Origin of the sequence: Vibrio fluminensis (assembly GCF_015278125.1) — a bacterium.
GTDB classification, from domain to species: Bacteria; Pseudomonadota; Gammaproteobacteria; order Enterobacterales; family Vibrionaceae; genus Vibrio; species Vibrio fluminensis.
On the sequence record NZ_JADILO010000001.1, the window covers coordinates 249,178 to 267,000 of the forward strand.

Consider the following 17,823-nt stretch of genomic DNA (forward strand, 5'->3'; position numbering starts at 1 on the left):
AAACTATACTGTTAATCTGCATAGTTTAATGTAAGCGGCTAACGCATAGGCTTTTAATTAAAGAAAAGGCTTGAATGAGGTGATATGAGTCACCATACGACTACGATGACTCAACGGCATCTCCTTAACGACTAGCTAAGCTTCAACTATCGTTCCCTACCTCTGCTATTTCGATTTGACTGCCCCTTTTCAAACAAATCCAAATCAATATCTGCGGCAAGCAGCAACTGACGAATTTCAGCCGACACATCAAAATCAAGCTTTTCTGCGATTTGTTCTGTGAACTCTCGAACTGCTCTCGGATACTTTTTATGCTTAGCTTGCATCAGCATATAAGCATCAACTAAAATCTCTTTAATCAACTGTTTAGTTCGCTGATCTGCACCTACTAGTTGAGCTTCTTTTTCAGCTAACAATAACTCAGCTTGAGCGAGTTCACCGTTTTTTTCTAACAAACGCTCTTCATAATAAATATAGCGATTTGTGGCTTCTTGAAGTTCGAGTTGGTAATAGCTTGTCTTTCGCTCGATTTCTTCGAGTTCGTCCGCTTTTAATTTGAGATTAGCATGTAACGTATCAAGCTGACTGACCATCGCATCAAATTTATCGGATTCGTCTGCTCGTTCATCTTTTAGCTCTTGTACTTCAGCTGTTAAACTCTCCATTAGGCGAGTCTGATAGTTAAAATCTCTTTGTGATTTAGGAAGTTTTGCTTGGCGAAGCATAGATTGATACCGTTCGGTCTTTTTTTCAGTCTCTTCAGTAAACTCTGCATCTAAACCTTTAGGGTTCAGCAATTTAGTGTTCATGAATGTTTGTACCAAACACTGCCAATAGTGACCCAAAGATCTCGATTGCGCATGACTTAACTTCCCATCTATCGGTAATAGTTCATCTTCTATCCGTTGTTTAGTAATGTACTCGTTAACTAGTAAAATTTGACGTTTTCTCAAATCATACTCACCCGTCTTGTTGTTTCTACCAGCCAAAAAGTAGTGAGTGTGCATACCCGTTGTTTCATTCGAAGACCGCTCATCGTCATGCCCTACAATTGCTTTAATCGAATGGTCAGGAAAATGCTGTTCTAAAAACTGTTTTGTCGCTGCAATATACTCTACTAGCGATATATCATTAGAAGTAACGTTCCATTTATGCGGTATTTTGAAAATACCTTCTTGTACCACTGTGCTATTCGAGCTTGGTGGGTAGTGACATAAAATATTATGTGATATCGCATATTTTTTAATAGTGCTCATCCGCTGCTTTAATCTAGACAGCCCAACTACCTGGATATCTTTCAAGTGAACACGAGTAATTTTATCTTTTTCATTTACTATGCTTTCTATAAACTTAGCACCTTGCTCATTACCACGCGCCCTTTCGGATTTAACTAATTTCTTAAGCTTATGCCGATATTGTCGATGCTGTGTTTGATATTTCCTGTGATTTTTTACCTTAGCCTTAGGTGCAATTCCAAGAAGTATTTTCCATCTTTGGTCATCTGTAATATGCCTGTTTAACCTATAAAGCTTATTATTGGTAAATAGTAAGTTATTGCCAGTGAGGTCAGGATTCCATTCAAGATTTTTGACTGATTCAGTTGTTAGAGATATTCGCAATGAATGTTTGAGCGATTTTTCACATCCACGACGACTTTTTGAAGTAGAATTAAAATTAACATGACGATGGAATAGACGGATAACTTTTGTTTGACTAGTCATTCCAACCTCCTTGAGGAGGTTGAATCAAGAGAGTCGAGAGATACTTCTCTCGCCCGCGGCTTTCGTTCATCTTTTGCTTAGCAAAAGTGTGACGAAAGCGTAGCGGGTTACCCAAGCGTAACATTTCCCAATGTTGCTTGATTTCCCCCACTTCACCTTTGGCGAATGACGTCACTTTTACGATGATGCAAGGGCTACTGCCCTTGCCTTTTTCTATATTCAAAACAATTCCTCCTCATCAGAAGAGGAGCATAATTTACTTATATTGAACTCTTTAAGCTGTTCAAACTGATGCTGTAGCTGGCGCTTCAATTCATCGCGTTCTAAAGTTATTGCTTCATACTTACCTTGCAGTTTCGCAATATCTTCTCTCTGGGTTTGTAACTCATCTTTGATCATTAGCAACTTTGCATTTTCAATCTCGAGTTCTTCTTGCTTATGATTACGAATAAGAAATTCTTCTTGTTTAATTTTCAACTCTTGTTCAAGCTGTTTAATATGAGACACAAGGTTTTCTTTTTCTACAAAGAGAGTATTTATATATTCTTCTAACTCAATATTCACGGACTCAGCAGAGCGTTGTCGCTCATGTGCCAGTTGAACTTGAGTCCGAATTTCATCCTGAATGTGAGATTGGGCTTCTTGCCACTTTGCAAGGCAGTTCTCTTTTATGCTATCTGCTAACACCGAATACCAAACGGGACAATCAGAATACTCGTCCTGAACAGTAATTTCTTTCGAAAGAAGATCATAAGCAAACGATGCTATATTAAACTTCCCTTGAATAACTGAGTGGAATTGTGTTCGAGTTATGTTTTTTGAACGATTTTCTGTTAATCGAATATACGTTTGATAATAGTTGTCCCATGTATTCTTAAGCTTTGTTGGATCTTTAATTTTGAAGTGTTCGACTAACAGTTGATGAAAATCCTCGTTAGATCGGATGTTTTGATAGTTATTATTACTCATTACCAGCCCTCCCTATCCTGAAAGACGACTGTAATGTATGAAGTATCACATCTAACGGTGTTTGCCAGACAAGCAGATGGACAGACTCTTTTATATAGAGCTATTGAATACAAACTTGGAGAGTGCTTTTTTACAAGCTGTTTATTTGAAAATAACATCTTCATTTTCCTCACTAACTGAGGCAAATAAAGCTTCGATTAAACCCATCATGGGAAAGATCCAACAACATCAACTTAGATTTGACGCAAATCACTAATCTCTACATGAAGATCAGCGTTAATTGAGTCTAATTATTATTATATTATCTTATGATGTTATTATTATTCATCTCGCATATATATGCGCTTGCTTGATGATGTGCAGCGTGGCTAGTGTGCTATCGATAGCATCTGTTATTTTGAGCTGCTAGTTATTGTTGAGGACCATCGAGCTTCACAAGCCAATGGTTTATTTTACGCTATCACTCACAGCTTCATATGTCAACACTTGCACAGCAACAAATTGAGAGCACTACTTTGATGGACATAAATGAGCCCATCCATATAAATAAGTAAGTCAGTAAGTCAGTAAGTCAGTAAGTCAGTAAGTCAGTAAGTCTAATCTAGACCTGGTCTATCTCGAAATAACTAACTCTCTCTGACTATACTATTCTTTTATCACTGCTCACAGATGCTCTTTGATCGTAGCGCACACATATTAATCAAAGCTAATACCTGCTTTTTTACATAAGTGCTCAGCAAACTGCTTCCTAGTACTTGCTCCGCCAGTGCTTACGATATATTTCTGTTGAACAGAATTAAAATATACACAGCTACAATCTTGCCAATGATTCGCTTTACGTGTGTAATCTAGCTTTCCCAATCCCTTCGCAGCTTTGAAAATCAAATTAGTTCGCTCGGCAGATGGTAACTCTCGCGCTAAGCTGCAAATTCGATGAAATACAAGACCTAAGCCTTGAACTAATGTCGTTACGAGTTGAAAGCCATCCCGATTCGCCGAAAAGCTATCTTCTTGCTCCTCTACCCACACAGAGAAAAACATCAACAAGTCATCACGTATCTCTGAAATATGCTTTTCAGAAAGCATCGTACCATCTTGCATTTCTCTAACACCACGAACTCGAGACTGCAGTTTATAGCCGCCTACAGCTCCTAGCACAAAGCGAGTTAACATATCGAGACTAACTACAAACTCACTTTTGTCCGTCACTCTAGAGCGCTCATCAGTCATACCTCCGTGCGCAGTAATACATGGCAGATTTCCTATTTCTCGAGCTAAATCGACAACAACATCTGTTCTCGCCAATTTCATAATTTTATTTGTACTGATAGGTTGCTGTTGACCATTGACGTCACAAAATATTTGTGAAAAGTCTCTTGCTTCCAGAGCTTTATCTATACGAAAAATAAATACAACTTGCATGCTCAAATCAGGCAACAATCTGGCTAATTCAACTCGACGCTGTAAGCGTCCATCTGAATCACTCTGTTTTTTGATAAGACTATTGTCATATCCGCCTAAGATATTACCCGACGTAATTAATCGGTTCAGTCCATCCACAATAAAATTGTTGTCAGGTTGCACAGTGAGGCAATCATTCTGTCTTGGGTCATCTGAAAATTCACATACAACATCAGACATACAGCCGACCAGAACTGGTGGAATAACCCCTCCTACAGTGGTGGTCCCCGTGAGGTGCTTATAATAGTAATCTTCAAATCCATTCCTTCTTGAAGCAGTTACCACTCGTTGTATTTCTCTATACATTTTCTTTAAGTGTGGCGGCACTAAATCTAAAGCACATGTTCGTAACAAATCGGCTACGGACATCACTGTCGACATGGTGTAAACCCCATTAAAGCTGTTATGAGTGACATTACCAAAGATCTGCCTCGTAGTGACACCATAGAGTTTCTTATCTTTCGCCGTTGATATTTTCATTGTTGCGCTTCTAAAAAGTATGTTTCGATGAATAATTCTTGATCGGGCACTGCGCCCGATCAAGTTGTTTTTTTGTTTTTTTTTTACTATTCATAAAAAACAAAGCGTTAGTTGAAATGAACAATTTCCAAAAGATTCTTGGCATCTGTACAAGCTGTAAAACCAGTGGCATATCAAAACTTCAGGCATTTGTTAACATTGCTCAGCTTTTAGAAGTTTTACCCAAAGAACACGAGTTTTTTGATAAATTATCATCGGGTTACGGACGCTCTATAAACAGAAGCAGGCAAAATAAAATCCAAGATTTGCTTTGTAAGCACATAAAAGAAAACCTAGTCATCGACACCCTAACGTTTTCTTTTGCTACAAAAGGAAAAGTTTCTTCGAAAGCTTTGATGAGTAACTTTCATGAAGTTGTACTTTCGCCTGAAGATCTAACATTGATCGACGGTTTTTTGTCTATAAGTGCGATATGTGAATTACTGGATCTATCTGACCCATTCACGAAAAAAAAACAAAAGAACACGACAACCCCGCTAACAAATCATGAACAAAAAAAGCTTCTTGAAACTCAAGTACTATTTAGCTTGCTGTTCTCAGAAACGGGCGCTTTGGATATCAGCCAAATTGAATCTTTAATTACAAGTATCAATACTGTCGATAAGAGAGTTCATTCCCACACTTTATCTGCTAACTCTAGTACAGAGTCACCTCTAATCTGGGGAGCTGAAATGTTGGCAGACAAGCTCGAGCTAAAAAGACTGGGAGGCGTTTCAAATCTAAGTAAAATAACTAAGTCTGATACATATGTGACAACGCAATTTAGTTTGATTTACATCATTCTTGCCAGTTTAGGCGGACGAGGAGTTAAGATAGGTAAAGATCTGCCAAAGCAACTACCGAATAAGGAATCAATAACACAGCATCTTTTGAGCGACATCCTTCCTCTAATTTCAGCATTCATGCAAGGATGGCTGAGCAATTTACAAAACGATTTTTTACACAATAGAAGCGGCTTCCACAATTCACTTCAGGTTTGGCAAGCTTTGGGTATAGTGATTCACGAGTTATATCAAAAAATGATTCTAGATGAACACTGTTACTACAAAGCAGGTATGAAATTATCTCAGCTAGATTACTCAAAAAATGCACCGCACTGGGAACATTGCAGTGCATTTAAACGTGACGCTACCAATAGTTATTGGATCAATGCCACAGGTGGCGGTAGAACTTTCAGGCTAAAACTTGCTGATTACTTTATCTCAATCATCAACCAATAAGCTGAAAATGCCTGTCAGTAGTCACAAGCTCGCCTGATAATCAAGCGATTTCACAAAGCCGCGATAGAACGCTACAAAACTCCGACTTCAATACTTCTGGACGAGATCATGTTAGAATATGGCTACTAATATGCAATTTTTTAATTAGAAAAAGCATCATTAGCGTTAAAAACTTATAATAAAGTTATTTACCATCCGTCATTTGTATAAACTTGCCTAGATACCAAACTCCCATCATGGTGGATCTGAATTGAGTGGTCAGCTTTTGTGTCGTAGCTGTTTTGGGTTATTTGTATGGTATTGAACAACTTTCTATCTAAAGGCACTTCCGCATACGGGTTGTAGTATATATGGAGACCATCTACATGGCTTTCCCGCCACTCCGATGTGTGGCAAAAATGTACATCAGAGCCTCCAACTATATCCCCAATAAGATAACGAAGAGATATTATTTCATGCGTGTCACTTATACATTTTTCAGACTTACCAAATACATTCTTCCTTTTATTAGCTCGAAACTTCTTGAGGCTAAACTGTCTATACTTTGTTGCTCGAACCATTGCGTCGATTTTACTTTCGACAATAGCCTTTCCAAACATGCCTGTCGTTGAAAAAATTACTGCACTTATTTCTTTATAAGAGTCATTAGTAAATATACCCAAATCTAGTTTAGTGCCATTTTTTTTCTCAACATATTGCACCTTATCTTGAACGATCTCTCCAGAATAATTTCGTCTTGGAGGGTTGATACCAAACAACACCCGATTAATCGCCATATTGTTTTGTGTAAATGATAAGTGATTATCGAATGGAGCCACTGCGATAACAAAAGGCTTATTTTTAACATGTTCAAGAGATGAATAAGGGTGTTCTTTAAGATCTTCGCCAGTGAATAGTTTCTTTTTATCTCGAATTACACCAAGTAGTTTAATAGTTGCATCATCTAAAAACTCGCCCATTTCTTGTTGGCTCGATTCGCTCACTACGTCTCTTTCGTAATATGCCTTGTCTCTATTTTTTGCATTATTAGTCGTGACTGCTTCAACATTGATTTCTTGACCATTTTTAGATGTCAAGCAAAAGTCTGGTGACTCTTTAGAGTAATCAACTTTAAAGCCAAGTTCTTTGAATGCTTTATTTAAATACAGTTCCCACAATGAGGAGTTAAAGCTAAGTTGAAACTCGTCAATGAATTTTATCATTTCACCTTTTCGGTCTTCCATTCCCTTCGCCCACTCTGCGATTACTTCTCGTACTGGAGCGTACTTTGACTCTTTGATTAATCTAACAAAATATGGATGGAGTGCTTTTTCTTTGAATCTTGGTGTAAATAAATCCACTCAGTTTACCTTTATAATGAAGGCTACTTCATTCGCCCAATGCTAATTTGCCAATTCAATCGGATAGCTTTGACTAACGAAAATTCAGATTAATAATATATAGATGAGTAAAAGGTCTACGCACAAAGGGAAAATGTGAGCTAGCTATGACAACTAACTCATTGTTAGACAATTACTCTACAGTCTTAAGGATAAGATAAAGTATCTTGAACCTTAAATGTTGCTAGGTTAACAATTTAGTTAAACCATCCAAATAAGGACCAACAATAGGACCAAGAACAGTCATATGATTTGAAAGAATTGACATGAATGAAGTGTACTTAACTCTATAGTTGTCAGTACCTCGAGCTTGCTGCATTTCGCCCACAAGATTAATAACTTGTTCAGCTTCTTGCAATTGGTCTTTAACCTTACGAAGATCTTCAATTAGCTTAACAAAAAGCTCGTCATTTTTACCATTAAACTCAGCAAACTGTGTTACGTTAGTACCTCCATTTGAAATGTTTTGAACAGTACCACCATGAATATTAGTATTGTATATATTAGTCATATTTTCCCGTTTTGTTAGAGATGGATCATTTTGTGGTTGAGTTAATTCCATCTTTGTAGCCAAAAGAATTTTTAGTTTGAATTCTTTTATAAGTAGTTCAAATGTATTTTTTGCTGTCACACTATGTTGTATTACAAGTTCGGGATTGTTTATTAATTTTCCTATTTCTCTATAGTAATCAGCATTATGAAAAACATTTTCATCATTCAGACTTTTAGACAGAACAATTGAAAGCTCTAATAAATTTGCAATGCTCTTGAATTTTCTAATTGTTTCTTTGTCTTGATTTAAATAAATTGGAACTATATGCAACAAACCCTGTCTATCAACTAAAGCTCGACTTGCATTTAGCTGATGCTCAGAGTTTTTTTCAATTACACTTTTGACAATATTAATATTCGCACCAGAGTGCCTGGTTAATATTTCAACAGATTGTTCTTCCGATATGCATACCTGATCATTATTTTCATATATAATCGTGCATGGATATGATTTGATTGAACTTATCGATTTAAAACCTTTGAGCTTTCCTGATTTTATTAATCCTCCAGCAGCGAGAACTAACTTATTAACATTTGATTGCTTAGTTAAGTTTTGAAGTAATGCAATGTCATCATATTCACAAGGAACTGCATTTTTTAAGGAAACAGTCAATACAACATAACCTTCTACATAGTAGTGAATATTGATATTGACTTCGTTATCAGTAAATTTATATGGAAACTTTTTGCCAGAGAAGCCTAGTTGTTCCCTAAACTTGGAAAGAGCTTTATGAAAAGCCACCGTAGGTTGCAACACAATTGGTCGAAATGCTAGCTTTTCGATACCTCCAATCGCTCTTAGGAAGTTGTTACCCGTCAAGCAATTAAACAATTTGTTGGAGGAGATGTAATTAGCCTCGCTTTCCGCAAGTGGAATTACCACTTTCCAAGCTTGCTTAACTTCGTAATTCATAGCAGATCCTCTTGGGCTGAGGGAGAGGGAATCGAACCCCCCCTGACGCTGCGATATTTCAACAGCGGTACGCACCTTGCGATCCCTCAACATCGCATTGAATTATATCGATTATTTTATTTGTGTAAAGCCTCAAGCTGGCTTTTATATCGAACCATCAAAAAATGAAACTAATTAATTAATAGTGTAAAAATAATAGCCTACTTTGTAATAATGAAGTGATTTAAGTAGCATGTTAATGAATACAAACCTTAAGTAAATTATCCGCTCTCTTCGAAGGTGGTTTTACTTCAAGTCCCCTAGAAGGGTCTCATAAACTGGTGCGATGTGTCTATTTCATGCTGATGGACAAGGCGGTGTTTTATAAGAAACGATTTTTACCCCAATAAGTCGCACAATGAAGTGAACTGTTGTTACTCAGGCTGTTTTGCAGCCCAATGCCACTAGAGCCCACAACGACAAGCAAAGCGACACGGCTTTGCCCTTGATGTCAGCATGAAGTAATGTGCATGGGGATCACTCGAGCGAGGTAGCCGAAAGGCATTGATAATAAGGCGAATGTCCATCATGAAAATGAGGAGATGCAGCACATAGAACAGGTAATATAAAACAGTTAACTCATTGATAAGGTGAAACTCTCTGCCTTGCAATGACTGCGCTCGCCTTAAGAAAAACGCTAAGGCAAGCCACCCTTCTAGAGCAGATCGAACAATTTAGAGGATCGGGCTTGTTCAACACTTCGGATTTAACGCTGGCTGCGCAGCGCTTAATCCTTATTTGTTATGTAAATTTTCACACCACTTGCATGCCCTCTCTGACATGCGAAGGCAGGTGATCTAGCCATTCTATTTGTTGATTCGCATCATTAAAATGAACAAGAATAGTTGATGAAATCATAACTGTCTCAAGGTCTAAGCCTATGTCCTTTTCAGAGACTAAGCCATCATTATAGTCTTTTAAAAAATCTAGGTAAGCGTGAACAATTTTATTGTAATCTACTTCAGTTGAAAATTTCGGTACAAGTAGTTTAAACCGACGCCCTAAGTCAGCATCCGAATAAATTGAGAAAGCTGATGAATAATGGTTATTGGAGCTAATTTTCCCTTCTGTTCCCGCGAATACAGGTTCTATTCTTGGTTTTCTCAGCGTTTTCACACACAAACCAGACATTTTATTCTTAATGATCTGATAAAGATCTTTACCAACCTCACTTAAGAAACCAGCAGAAATCCCAGCTACTATAGTCGTCGGTATCAGCCATTCGTTACAAGCATAGAACCCTGATTCTGGTCTCGATAACACTACGGATGGAACACCAATTTTAGATAATTCATCTGAAAAATTATCATAAGCTTCATCATGTTGAGACTCAACATAGAATAAATAAACACCATCAGGAAACTGCATTCTTCCTCCATTTCCATAACGCTTTATAGACGGAATTACTCTATGTTTGCATTCCGTCTATGATGCTTCCATTAAATATGAAACTCAATAGGTATCAAACTGTAATGTGAATCGACAAAGAGTTCCAGGTTAGAATTACGGAAAAATTTCGTCTAAGTGCCCAAAGTACGGATTAGATTAATTTGATCTATTGCAGTACTGATTGGTCAATTCGTCGGTCTACGAAGGTTCTAGGCATTTGCGAGCTAGCTTTTTGAGCAAGCACTAATGTTACGGGAGCAATAACCACGTCCCAATAGTTTTAAAAATATGAGAGGCTTACAATTTACCGACACGACTGTAAGACTCTCACCACGAAGAAAATAACTTATTCATTTGATTCCATATGCTCCGCTATAGCTGTAGTCATAAACTCAGCAAAATCAGATGCGAACCAAAGGTTCTCTGGCGCATTAACACCGTCGATTATGTCCGTTTTACATATCTCCATTAGTGCTTCATAGCCATACTTGTTCCAATTTTGCAGTTGCTGTTCAGTAAAGCTCCCTCTAGCATCATTAGAGAATTCATCGCAAATGCGTGTAAAAAGCAATTGATTTGATGTCGCACTAACGAAAATTGAAAGCTGGCGATTTGAATAGAAGTCAACATCAATTACATGCACTCGGTCATTACCAAAAATATTGCTATAGCCATAGTCACTGAGATTTTTCGCTTCCATATGAACATCTAGCTTTCTGATTGCTTTAACTAAAATGTCTTTTATAAAACGTCGCTCTTCATGATTTTCGTAATTTCTTGCGGCATTCACTTTGTGGATGAACTCTTTAACCGCGTCTGCGCTAATATCGTATGTTTCAACTTCTTCGATTTTACTAGCTAGCTGCTCTTTTTCTTCTTCAAGCTTTTTATACTCTGCTTTCTGCCTTGTTCGCACATTAGAGTCTGTGATGATCGTTAATGTGTCTAAAACATTCCTGATTTGAACATCTATCTCAGCTATTTGCTCTTCAACTGTTATTTTCTGTTTTTCTAGTTGCTCCGTATCAATCAAACCGTAGTCAATGTGGCGCGATACCGAGACTAAAAACGCATCTTCTAAGTAATCTTGAATGATGCTTTTACAACAATTTGCGGTTTCTTTATGTGTACTACAATGCAAACGACGTCGAATCCGATTTTTTTGCCGCTGCGGCTGGGAGCCAATGCTTCGTTGACATTTTCCACATACCGATTTCTTTCCATAATCTGTAAGCAAATAAACCATTCCCCCTCCCCTTATACTTTTGTCACCCCTCATCGCACTGTGTTTTCTCTTCTTTATTGCTCGGATAGCGTCATATTGATCTTTCGTTATTAAGGCTGGGTAATAATTTTCAAGACAGTACTTTTCCGTTTCTTCGTTCCCATCGCTTAGATATTTGAGTACAAATTCTTTTCGCCCACACAATGCTGCGTTATCTAAAATCGTTGAAATAGTAGAAACACCCCACATTGATCCACCTTTTGGCGCTTTTATGCTTCTACGGTGTAATTCTTTGCTTATTTCTCTTAGTCCAAGACTCTGATTTAAATAAAGATCTACAATTAGCAGGGCAACGTCGGCTTGGTCATTTAAACGAAACTTTGTCTTTGAACATGCTTCCATTGAAACCTTTCGCTCGATCCAAAAGGGAATACTTCCTGCAACGTCAGCAACTTCACCGCTGTTAAACTTCGCAATTTCCGCTTGTATAAAATCTATTGAGCGTTGCTGCTTAACTAGTGATTCATTATGTGCACGCACCATCTCTAAAATAGACAAAATCATTGTTCCAAGGGGATCTTGGGCAAAAGTTTGCTTGTTATAAACTCGCTTATCTAACGTCGTTATAACCGTAATATCTGATTGTACTAGAGCGGATAACGTCGATTGCGCAATCATCGGACTTTCCCTGCTTAAACGATCTAGGGACTCCACTAGCAATATCGAACCAGCCGCTACATAGCTCTCTTCGACCAATTTTAGAAATACACCGAAAGCACCTCGCGATTTGTGCTGTGCATGGAAAGCAGAAAATCCTTTATCAGTCATTACCAAATCTTGATTGATCTCCAGCCCATGTTCTTTGGCAACTTTTAAAGCAAACTTATCTTGGCGTGCAATCGAACGTCCGTGTTCTTGCTCTATATTTGAGAAACGTCGATACGAGTATACTTGAGGCTTGGCACTAGCTATCAGCATTCCAGTACCTCCGTGAATACCGCAACAACTTCAAATTCTCTTCTAAACACGCCATGCTTGCGGAACATCGAGGAGCGTAACGAGTATATCGCCAGGATTAAATTAATGTATTTAGTGTTGTTGTGTTGCTTCATGGATCCTCCCATTAATGAAAAACATTACTGAGAGCTTTTGAAAAGGAGCGAATTGGAACCGCTCAAATAACGTACTATTGCAAACTCTCAATTGTCAACAGAGACTCGTAAGATCGCTGTTTGAGTACAGAGTAAGTATGAGTGTTCATTAAAGGGATGGCGCATTCGGTTACTTCCCAAGTTACACACTAGGCGCAATGTATGCGGCACAGTTTATGGCAGCGATGAAGCAATCGGTAGATGTCGAAGCCGCGATTCGCTCTGGCGACCTCACTCCAATCTTCACTTGGTTAGGTGATAACATTTGGAGTAAAGGCAGCCTACTTACCACCGATGAGCTAGTGAAAGGCGCAACCGGTGAGACATTAAACGCAAAATACTTCCAAGATCATTTGAGAAGTCGTTACCTAAATAACGCATAATTGGATAACGCTTAGAAATTTATTGCCTGATTGATGGAATCTTTCAGGCAATTTTTTTCGATTTTTCTGTACGTTTAGTTGGATTATACGTCCCGCGTAAAGTCGTAGTGAACCCTGCAAGGCTGTCCAATCACTCTTTGTCTTGGCTAACATTTATGGAAAACAAGTAACCATGTTTCTTTGGCTTTGTCCGTCGATCTGAGGCGTTTTTGGACAAAAGTTCGTTAGAGTTAGTGCTTCAAAGCGTCTGCTTCGGATAACTTCAGTTAGGGGAAGTCGAAGTAGATGATTTGTTGTTCAAGAGTATTGGCTGCTAACACAGCCAGGAAATTGCTATTGCCTTTTGACCGTAGAAGGACTCGTATGTGTCAGATGGCTATTCTTCGTCTGGGTCAAATGTGTATTCAGGGTAATAGTTGAGGACATTGTACATTTTAGGTTTGCCTCTTACAGTTTGAACCTCAACATCTACGACAAAAGCAAGCTCTTGCCAAGGCTTACCTAACGATGGATCTGGATGTAACATTGCCTCTTTTAGTGCGTTGTTTTCAAAGATAACTTTTAAAGCCGATTTTGAAATGTCATCGATGATTGCTTTGTTGCCTGTGTCTGAATTGGGGTCAAACTTGGTTTGATACCAATACATTACCTTTTTTAGATGTTTGTTCTCTTGGGGAGTATCAATATCTTCAACTAAACGACCGATGCGGTTTTGTATTGCAGCTGCTTCAGTGGAATTGAGAATGAACTGATTGATAACCTTACCGCCGTCTGAAACATTTATGTTCATTTGCGAACCATGATCTTTAGCAATTGGCTCTACAATTTTGTTCCACTCTTGCAAATCTTGTTTGGTCATTTCTTTGGGAGGTTGAGTAGTATTACCTAGTAACCAGTTACAAGTGTTTTGCACTACAGTTGCCCATTGAGCTAAAGAACCTCCCTCCCAAATTAACGGAACTATAGGGGCTGCCTGTGAAACTAGCTCTACAACAATTGATCCTTTTCTCACTTCTTTAATAAGCAATTCCGAACCAACATCTGTTAATACATCGGTCTCTGACTCCACAAATTTGTGGAACTGCTTGTTGAACGATAACAAAGACAAAGAAAGATCTTCAAGTCCGACAGGAAGCTTATTATCAATTGTGATCTCTAACTTTTTCGAAAAGTCTATTTCTATTATATTCGACATTATTGACTAACTATTTAACGCCGCGCTTTGCGGCTGGTTTTGAGCGTGTCGGACAAATAGTCCGACAACAGCGCTTTGGTTAAATGCTATATTGTTACTCATCACTAGGGTAACTCGCACGGTGAGCCTCATCTATAATTATCAGATTTTCAATAAGTTCATTCTCGGCGTCTTCCATCTCTTTAGTCACAGCCGCATGCACAATTTTCAAGCCCTCAGAGAGCTTATTTGTAAGATGGATTTTTCTCTTTCGGCTTACTCGCTGACTAAACTCTTGCTTTAACCAGTCATTGAGATACGACTTATCCTTATAGATGGAGCCAAAGTCCTCATCACGTGTAACAATTACAATATCCTTTCCACTTTCCATTGAACAATTTACAACCCATTCCCAATTAACTGCATCACCAATTGAAGTGTCATTCTGTTTACGGGGTGGATAACCAAGAACGAAACGTTTTTTTGCAAGATCGCGTATCTTAAAACGAATCTTTGCATCTCTGTTTAAGTTATATGGTGATGAATGCTTAAATACACGCTGCAAAGATTGGTAAACAGGATCATTTTGACTTGGATTACTTAGAATTTTTTGAATTTTCTCGTTAACTTTTCTATATTGCCCGTCAATCTCTTTTTTCTTCTTATCTATTGTTTGAGAAGCCTGAAAGCTTGCTAATAATGCTGGGGCGGACAGCTTTCCCCAATCAGGTTTAGAGAACTGATTTAAAGACTCTACAATTACCTTTTGTCTGTTTTTTTTGTATTCCATTTCCACCTGCGATCCAGTAATAATCCTGTCTTTGCAAGCTTCAATTTGCTCTAGGTATTTTATGCTTATGTCAGACTTCCTGATCCTATAGAAATCCAAAAGTATATTCGTATCAATAAAAAGAAGTGCATCCATTTCTGGTTTCTTTGCCATGTGTATCCCTATAAGCATTTAACAATTAATTGGATCCCAAAGTAAGTAATCCAACATCCCACAATGGGATATTTCATGCATATGCCGAGCACTAAGGTTCAGCATAAGCACATGTTTTAATTAGATTATCATTATGTGCCCCAAAATCACGAACGAGAAAATACAACAACATGGGATATTTCCATACAGATCACGTTTGGCATTAGAAAACCTATCGAAAATTCTCGGAAAGAGATGGATGCCGTTGGCTTTCGCTAGCAAGCAAAGGGGCAAATCTGAGTTACGACCATATCCGACATTAGTCGCTCATTTACTGACCAGAGGAGCCTTACAGACAGCCAAAATATGCATCATCCTAGGTAAGAATTCAGGACAGAATTTTTAGGATTTCGGCGTCGGGAACGCCTAAATCCGGCCGAACAACATCAAAGAAGCCAAAAGCGCCTTTCTGGTTACTCTTTGTCCTTTATTGATAGCCAAGACAAAGAGTAACTAAACCGCTGATGAAAAGATTCAAGAAATTGGAAGCCTTAAAAGCGGGTCATACCGACTCGTCCAACTAATATTCATCAACAAGCGAAACATACACAACATGAATTCGGTGAGGATGACAACACATGAACATAGACGTCAACGCTCCCAATCACCGCGGCTTAGCAAACACCTGCGTCCAGTAGTAACCATAAGCTCCCGAGTGATTCTCCACCAGCGAAGCCCCCATCTGCTCAAAATCGGCATTCATTATATTCATACAATGCCCTTCACTGTTTAACCAAGCGTTGACCACTGCATTAATTGAAGTCTGTCCTACCGCAACATTCTCCCCTATACGGCTCCAAGCATAGTTCGTCGCATTTACACGATCTGTCAGCGTACTGCCATCCGAGCCGGTGTGGCTCATAAAATCGCCATTCGCCATATCGCTAGAATGCCTAAACGCGGCACTTTCCAAGTCATAATCCCATGTGAGAGCGTTTACTGGCGGCATATATGTTGAACCACACTGACGTGACGTTGCACGAGCGCTGTTCACCGCTGCAAGCATTTGTTCTGCAAACGTCGCTTGTGGATCATTTGGATCTGAGGCTTGTGATCCGCCACTCGGCTGGGTGCCAGTTTGATTAGATTGAGAAGAACCCCCTTCCCCTCCACCACACGCACTTAGAAGCAAAGCGAGAATAGGTACAAATATCTTGGTTGGCATCGTCGTTCCTTATTAAATAGCAAAGAGAACACGCTCTTTCATATAACTTCGCCAAATAAGCTAACAAACGACCATAAAATAACCATATGAAACATTAATGCCTAACTAAATACTTACACAAAACTGTCATTTATATGTGTGTCGTTTAGTTGAAATATAAACACTTGAATATCATAAACTTGCATATTTAACCATTTGGATAGAATTCAGTTAAATTGCATCAATAAACATATTGATGTTCTAAAAACCTTAATCAATATATTGCCGCAATACTCACTATTAGAACTCCAAGAGATAAGTAGCAGCAATAATCGTTAGGACTGTCACTTTTCGTTGTCACACCAAAACAATGAATTATACAAAGACATATCTAAAGAAAGAGGTAGGCATTTGTTTAATTGATTTAATCTCTATTTCAAACTCAACTACTCCTATCACCTCTGTGGGTACGGGCCTTTTTGTGATAACCACCCAGCCTATTAATAATAGAACGATAAATAACCGTTATCGTGCGAGAGAACTCACATAACCTCCCACGCCGCCTGTTTATAGTGCGAGCAATCTTAATGAGAAATAGCTTTCTACTATTCTAAGGCGGTCATTACATGAAAAAATCTCTATTAGCGCTTGCTACTATGTTTGCAGCAAGCAGTGTTTTCGCAAGCAATGTCATCATTGATGGTCCAGTCGATACCAACTCAATTCGCGTCGCATCTTATAACATCATGGCTTCACGTATGGGTGATACTCAAGTAATTCGTGATGCTATAAAAGCAATTGATGCCGACATCATTGGTTTGCAAGAAGTGGACAACAACACAGGTCGATCGGCAGCAAACTTTGGTGGTTCCAATACCACACCTGTAAACCAAGCTAAGTACATTGCTGATGAACTCGGTATGAACTTTGTTTTTTGTGAAGCCATTGAGTTCGATGGTGGCAAATACGGCACAGCAATTCTCTCTAAACACCCTATCAAACTTATCGAGCATATGTATCTACCAAATATGGAAGGCAAAGAGCAACGCTCCGCTTGTTCGGTAGAAGTTAATATTCCAGGGTACCCCGCTCCAATAGCCGCAATCACAACGCACTTAGACCATACCGACACTGCTTTGCGTATGGCGCAAGTTCGCACGCTAAATGATGCGTTCTCGACTTGGCAACTACCTAATGCTCTACCAATCATCATTGGTGATTTGAACTTAACGCCAGTTAACCCGGAGTATGTTGAGCTACAATCTTGGTTCACGCCTGTTGATCACGAAGACTTAACCTATACCGCTCCTTCTTGGAACCCAGATCGTAAGATTGACTACATATTAACTAGCAATGCTCAGCAATGGGATATTGAAAATATTGAGGTGCCAAAACCGACAGATAAAGTATCCGGTAAAGCATGGCATGAGATAGCGGATCACCTGCCGCTTATTGTCGACATGAAGCTTGAAGAAAAATAACCGATAAGAATCAAGAAGAGGTTATTGCCTCTTCTTGACTACTGCCCTTTAAGAACAACAAGCAATGAATGTAGAACTTAAAGGGACACACCACTCCCAC

At 38.7% G+C, this 17,823-nt stretch carries 13 protein-coding genes and 1 pseudogene; 3 read left to right on the plus strand and 11 right to left on the minus strand.

The features are described from left to right. Positions 1-146 precede the first annotated feature (146 nt). From IRQ95_RS01115 to IRQ95_RS01130, 4 genes are all read right to left on the minus strand, one after another. Positions 147-1,721: a hypothetical protein gene (locus tag IRQ95_RS01115; RefSeq protein WP_194435174.1), complete on the minus strand. Its 1,575-nt coding sequence runs from the start codon at positions 1,719-1,721 to the stop codon at positions 147-149. Further along, positions 1,714-1,944, minus strand: a complete 231-nt coding sequence (locus IRQ95_RS01120; protein ID WP_194435175.1) for a hypothetical protein — start codon at positions 1,942-1,944, stop codon at positions 1,714-1,716. Before IRQ95_RS01120 ends, IRQ95_RS01115 begins: the two co-directional genes overlap by 8 nt. Next, positions 1,941-2,690, minus strand: a complete 750-nt coding sequence (locus IRQ95_RS01125) for a hypothetical protein (RefSeq protein ID WP_194435176.1) — start codon at positions 2,688-2,690, stop codon at positions 1,941-1,943. The genes IRQ95_RS01120 and IRQ95_RS01125 overlap by 4 nt, the downstream gene beginning before the upstream one ends. A 696-nt stretch (positions 2,691-3,386) precedes the next feature. Beyond that, positions 3,387-4,631 (minus strand): ParB N-terminal domain-containing protein, encoded by a 1,245-nt coding sequence (locus IRQ95_RS01130; protein WP_194435177.1) that lies wholly within the window; start codon positions 4,629-4,631, stop codon positions 3,387-3,389. Positions 4,632-4,747: 116 nt separating this feature from the next. On the opposite strand from IRQ95_RS01130, the gene IRQ95_RS01135 reads away from it, so the two are divergent. After that, complete coding sequence (locus IRQ95_RS01135) at positions 4,748-5,911, plus strand: DNA sulfur modification protein DndB (protein WP_194435178.1); 1,164 nt, start codon at positions 4,748-4,750, stop codon at positions 5,909-5,911. 188 nt (positions 5,912-6,099) lie between these two features. On the opposite strand, the gene IRQ95_RS01140 is transcribed toward IRQ95_RS01135, so the two are convergent. The 4 genes from IRQ95_RS01140 to IRQ95_RS01155 all read right to left on the minus strand — a co-directional run bounded on the left by IRQ95_RS01140 (position 6,100) and on the right by IRQ95_RS01155 (position 12,386). After that, positions 6,100-7,251 carry a hypothetical protein gene (locus IRQ95_RS01140; protein WP_194435179.1) on the minus strand — a complete coding sequence of 384 codons (1,152 nt, stop codon included), beginning with the start codon at positions 7,249-7,251 and terminating at the stop codon, positions 6,100-6,102. A gap of 223 nt (positions 7,252-7,474) precedes the next feature. Then, positions 7,475-8,830, minus strand: coding sequence for a hypothetical protein (locus IRQ95_RS01145; RefSeq protein ID WP_194435180.1), 1,356 nt, complete (start codon positions 8,828-8,830; stop codon positions 7,475-7,477). Positions 8,831-9,547: 717 nt separating this feature from the next. After that, positions 9,548-10,162, minus strand: a complete 615-nt coding sequence (locus tag IRQ95_RS01150) for a hypothetical protein (RefSeq protein WP_194435181.1) — start codon at positions 10,160-10,162, stop codon at positions 9,548-9,550. 367 nt (positions 10,163-10,529) lie between these two features. After that, positions 10,530-12,386 carry a recombinase family protein gene (locus IRQ95_RS01155; protein WP_194435182.1) on the minus strand — a complete coding sequence of 619 codons (1,857 nt, stop codon included), beginning with the start codon at positions 12,384-12,386 and terminating at the stop codon, positions 10,530-10,532. Between the two features lie 289 nt (positions 12,387-12,675). On the opposite strand from IRQ95_RS01155, the pseudogene IRQ95_RS01160 reads away from it, so the two are divergent. Beyond that, positions 12,676-12,942: pseudogene (locus tag IRQ95_RS01160) on the plus strand (carboxypeptidase M32); the annotation flags it as partial. 376 nt (positions 12,943-13,318) lie between these two features. Here the strand turns inward: IRQ95_RS01160 and IRQ95_RS01165 are convergent. The 3 genes from IRQ95_RS01165 to IRQ95_RS01175 all read right to left on the minus strand — a co-directional run bounded on the left by IRQ95_RS01165 (position 13,319) and on the right by IRQ95_RS01175 (position 16,263). Then, a complete protein-coding gene (locus IRQ95_RS01165) occupies positions 13,319-14,137 on the minus strand; it encodes a hypothetical protein (protein ID WP_194435183.1) in 819 nt (272 codons plus the stop codon). 94 nt (positions 14,138-14,231) lie between these two features. Next, entirely contained in the window at positions 14,232-15,059 is an 828-nt protein-coding gene (locus IRQ95_RS01170) for a PIN domain-containing protein (protein WP_194435184.1), read from the minus strand. A gap of 643 nt (positions 15,060-15,702) precedes the next feature. Then, positions 15,703-16,263 (minus strand): CAP domain-containing protein, encoded by a 561-nt coding sequence (locus IRQ95_RS01175; RefSeq protein WP_194435185.1) that lies wholly within the window; start codon positions 16,261-16,263, stop codon positions 15,703-15,705. A 605-nt stretch (positions 16,264-16,868) separates the two neighbouring features. On the opposite strand from IRQ95_RS01175, the gene IRQ95_RS01180 reads away from it, so the two are divergent. Continuing rightward, on the plus strand, positions 16,869-17,723 hold the full coding sequence (locus tag IRQ95_RS01180; protein ID WP_194435186.1) for an endonuclease/exonuclease/phosphatase family protein: 855 nt from the start codon (positions 16,869-16,871) through the stop codon (positions 17,721-17,723). The last annotated feature ends 100 nt before the right edge of the window (positions 17,724-17,823 follow it).

Bases quoted from the DNA above. Each gene is read 5' to 3' on its own strand.
- IRQ95_RS01175 (WP_194435185.1), bottom strand. From the start codon at position 16,263: ATGCCAACCAAGATATTTGTACCTATTCTCGCTTTGCTTCTAAGTGCG.
- IRQ95_RS01180 (WP_194435186.1), top strand. From the start codon at position 16,869: ATGAAAAAATCTCTATTAGCGCTTGCTACTATGTTTGCAGCAAGCAGT.
- IRQ95_RS01165 (WP_194435183.1), bottom strand. From the start codon at position 14,137: ATGTCGAATATAATAGAAATAGACTTTTCGAAAAAGTTAGAGATCACA.
- IRQ95_RS01130 (WP_194435177.1), bottom strand. From the start codon at position 4,631: ATGAAAATATCAACGGCGAAAGATAAGAAACTCTATGGTGTCACTACG.
- IRQ95_RS01170 (WP_194435184.1), bottom strand. From the start codon at position 15,059: ATGGCAAAGAAACCAGAAATGGATGCACTTCTTTTTATTGATACGAAT.
- IRQ95_RS01135 (WP_194435178.1), top strand. From the start codon at position 4,748: ATGAACAATTTCCAAAAGATTCTTGGCATCTGTACAAGCTGTAAAACC.
- IRQ95_RS01115 (WP_194435174.1), bottom strand. From the start codon at position 1,721: ATGACTAGTCAAACAAAAGTTATCCGTCTATTCCATCGTCATGTTAAT.
- IRQ95_RS01150 (WP_194435181.1), bottom strand. From the start codon at position 10,162: ATGCAGTTTCCTGATGGTGTTTATTTATTCTATGTTGAGTCTCAACAT.
- IRQ95_RS01125 (WP_194435176.1), bottom strand. From the start codon at position 2,690: ATGAGTAATAATAACTATCAAAACATCCGATCTAACGAGGATTTTCAT.
- IRQ95_RS01155 (WP_194435182.1), bottom strand. From the start codon at position 12,386: ATGCTGATAGCTAGTGCCAAGCCTCAAGTATACTCGTATCGACGTTTC.